At 57.0% G+C, this 3069-nt stretch carries 3 protein-coding genes, 3 tRNA genes and 1 rRNA gene; all 7 read left to right on the forward strand.

The genetic code is table 11. The annotated features are described in order from the left end of the window. Positions 1–10: 10 nt before the first annotated feature. Positions 11–126, forward strand: a 5S ribosomal RNA gene (rrf, locus tag B3361_RS01415). Positions 127–386: 260 nt separating this feature from the next. Next, positions 387–1346, forward strand: a complete 960-nt coding sequence (gene birA, locus B3361_RS01420) for a bifunctional biotin--[acetyl-CoA-carboxylase] ligase/biotin operon repressor BirA (RefSeq protein ID WP_054906288.1) — start codon at positions 387–389, stop codon at positions 1344–1346. Further along, positions 1336–2085 (forward strand): pantothenate kinase, encoded by a 750-nt coding sequence (locus B3361_RS01425; RefSeq protein WP_009681393.1) that lies wholly within the window; start codon positions 1336–1338, stop codon positions 2083–2085. The genes birA and B3361_RS01425 overlap by 11 nt, the downstream gene beginning before the upstream one ends. A 7-nt stretch (positions 2086–2092) precedes the next feature. Next, a complete protein-coding gene (locus B3361_RS01430; protein ID WP_054906289.1) occupies positions 2093–2518 on the forward strand; it encodes a hypothetical protein in 426 nt (141 codons plus the stop codon). Positions 2519–2670: 152 nt separating this feature from the next. After that, positions 2671–2754: transfer RNA gene (locus B3361_RS01435), tRNA-Tyr, on the forward strand. 24 nt (positions 2755–2778) lie between these two features. After that, positions 2779–2852, forward strand: a tRNA-Gly gene (locus tag B3361_RS01440). A gap of 29 nt (positions 2853–2881) precedes the next feature. Beyond that, positions 2882–2957 (forward strand) — tRNA-Thr (locus B3361_RS01445). Positions 2958–3069 lie beyond the last annotated feature (112 nt).

Here is a 3069-nt window from a genome sequence, read left to right on the forward strand (position 1 = left end):
TACAGAATTTCTTGACGACCATAGAGCATTGGAACCACCTGATCCCATCCCTAACTCAGTATTGAAACGATGCATCGCCGATGGTAGTGTGGGGTTTCCCCATGTGAGAGTAGGTCATCGTCAAGATTCATTTCGCAAAACCCCTATCTGCGCATGCAGGTAGGGGTTTTGTCTATGTGCTCCAAAAAAGTCCCCTGGCCTCACCACAATCCCTGTGGAAGCGGGCGTGCCCGCGAACACCGGCGCAGCCGGAGCCATCACAGCGCCTGCTCCTCGGCGCCATTATCGTCAGGCTGAGCGTTTAAGCCCGAGGCATTCGGCCCTTTTCCTATGCAATCCCCCAGCCCATAGCTATCATGCCTGCCTTATTCCAAGTCGAGACTGGCATGCTGAAGTTGTTGAATCTCCTCAAGGACGGCCGGTTCCATTCCGGAGAAGCTCTGGGGGCGGCCCTCGGGGTGAGCCGTAGCGCCGTTTGGAAGCAGCTGCAGCACCTGGAGAGTGAACTGAACCTCACCATTCACAAAGTTCGTGGGCGTGGTTACCAATTGGCTGCGCCGCTGGTGTTGCTTGAGGCACAAGCAATCGCCGGGTTCGCCGAAGGCGAGCAGTGGCCAGTATTCATCCACGACACGATCGACTCGACCAACGCCGAAGGCCTGCGCATGGCGGGTGAGGGCCAGGCAGCACCCTTTTTGGTTTTGGCCGAGCGCCAGAGCGCTGGCCGTGGCCGACGTGGTCGGCAATGGGTCAGTCCGTTTGCCGAGAACCTGTACTACAGCCTGGTGCTGCGGGTTGACGGCGGCATGCGCCAGCTTGAAGGCTTGAGCCTGGTGGTAGGGTTGGCAGTAATGCGCACCTTGCAGGGCTTTGGTGTAAAAGATGTAGGGCTGAAGTGGCCTAACGATGTCCTGGTTCGCGGGATGAAGATCACCGGTATTCTGCTGGAGCTGGTGGGTGATCCAGCCGATGTCTGCCATGTTGTGCTGGGTGTCGGCATCAATGTGAACATGCAGGCGAACGAGCAGGTCGACCAGCAGTGGACGTCGATGCGACGCGAGCTGGGTGGGGCAATAGACCGGAATCACCTGGTGGCGTCGCTCACCCAGCATTTGCAGCATGAACTGGCACGTCATCGGCGCTATGGTTTCGCTGCATTCCAGGAGGAATGGGAGCAGGCGCACCTTTGGCAAGGCCGGAGTGTATCGCTGATTGCCGGTAACACACGTATTGATGGTGTTGTTCTTGGCGTCGACGGGCAGGGCGGCTTGCGCCTTGAGGTGGATGGAGTGGAGAAGAGCTTCAGCGGTGGTGAGCTCAGTTTGAGGTTGCGTGATGATTCTTGAGCTCGATTGCGGAAACAGCTTTATCAAATGGCGGGTCATCCATGTCGCCGATGCAGTGATCGAGGGCGGCGGGATTGTCGACTCCGATCAGGCATTGGTGGCCGAAGTGGCCGCACTCGCCTCGGTGCGTCTTACGGGCTGTCGCATTGTGAGTGTGCGTAGCGAGGAAGAGACCGATGCGCTTTGCGCGGTTATCGCCCAGGCCTTTGCCGTTCAGGCCCGGGTAGCGCACCCCGCCCGGGAAATGGCAGGCGTGCGCAACGGTTATGAGGATTACCAGCGTTTGGGGATGGATCGCTGGCTGGCCGCGTTAGGTGCATTTCATGTTGCCAAAGGGGCTTGCCTGGTCATCGATTTGGGGACTGCTGCAAAAGCCGACTTCGTGGCTGCGGATGGCGAGCACCTGGGCGGGTATATCTGCCCGGGCATGCCATTGATGCGCAGTCAGTTGCGCACCCACACCCGGCGCATTCGTTATGACGATGCCTCCGCCGAGCGCGCGTTGACCAGCCTGTTGCCAGGGCGCTCAACCGTCGAGGCAGTCGAGCGCGGTTGTGTTCTGATGCTGCAGGGTTTTGCCCGCACGCAGCTCGAGCAGGCACGCGCCCTGTGGGGTGAAGATTTCACCGTATTCCTCACTGGGGGCGATGCGCCGCTAGTGAGGGAGGCCGTGCCCCAGGCGCGTGTCGTGCCCGACCTGGTGTTCGTGGGGCTGGCCATGGCTTGTCCATTGGATTGAGGTGCCTATGCGTTGGTTGTTTCTGCTGTTACTGGTGCTCAACGTCTTCTACTACGTGTGGCATCAGCAGGAAGCCCCGCTGAAGGTCAAGGAAGTCGCCCCCTTGTCTCTGTACAAGGGGAGTCAGCAAGAAATCCGGCTTTTGCGTGAAACGGGTGTATCAACACCCCCAAAGCGCCGGGATGAATGCCTGGTAATCGGTGGGGTAATGGTGCAGACGCAGCTCGACGCCCTACGCCAGCGGCTGCTTAGCCTAGATATTGCGACGTTGCCGGTGGTAGGGCAGTTGCCTGGTGCCGATGGTCGTTGGCTCAAGGTAGCCCCGGAAAGCGAGCGATTGCTGGATGAAACGGTGCTCTCATCTCTTTCCAATGATTTCAAAGACTTAAAACATAAAATTATTTTCTGCCAGGGTATTGCAACTGACGAATAGCTTGATAGAATGGCGCCCGCTTCACAGGGAACACCACTTAGGTGGTAGAGCTGGAAGCGGTGTCAAAGCAGCTAAGTTTCAGATTTGATTGAAAAAATTTGAAAAAATGCTTGACACTAGGACGGCAGACAAATAGAATGCCGGCCACATCTGGAGGGATTCCCGAGCGGTCAAAGGGGACGGACTGTAAATCCGTTGCGAGAGCTTCGAAGGTTCGAATCCTTCTCCCTCCACCAGTTTTAGCGAGAGCCGCAAGCTCCGCGGGTATAGTTTAGTGGTAGAACCTCAGCCTTCCAAGCTGATGATGCGGGTTCGATTCCCGCTACCCGCTCCAAGTTTGCTGGATTTTGCACAAGGTGTTTCGCTCTTGTAGCTCAGTTGGTAGAGCACACCCTTGGTAAGGGTGAGGTCAGCGGTTCAAGTCCGCTCAAGAGCTCCATACAAACAAGGCAGATATGAAAATATCTGCCTTTGTTTTATCAGCGCAAGACTATTCTTCTGCGAGGGTTGTATCGATGGCTAAGGAAAAGTTTGATCGTTCCCTTCCCCAC

The sequence above is a fragment of the Pseudomonas sp. UBA6699 genome, assembly GCF_002454615.1.
Classification (GTDB): Bacteria; Pseudomonadota; Gammaproteobacteria; order Pseudomonadales; family Pseudomonadaceae; genus Aquipseudomonas; species Aquipseudomonas juntendi.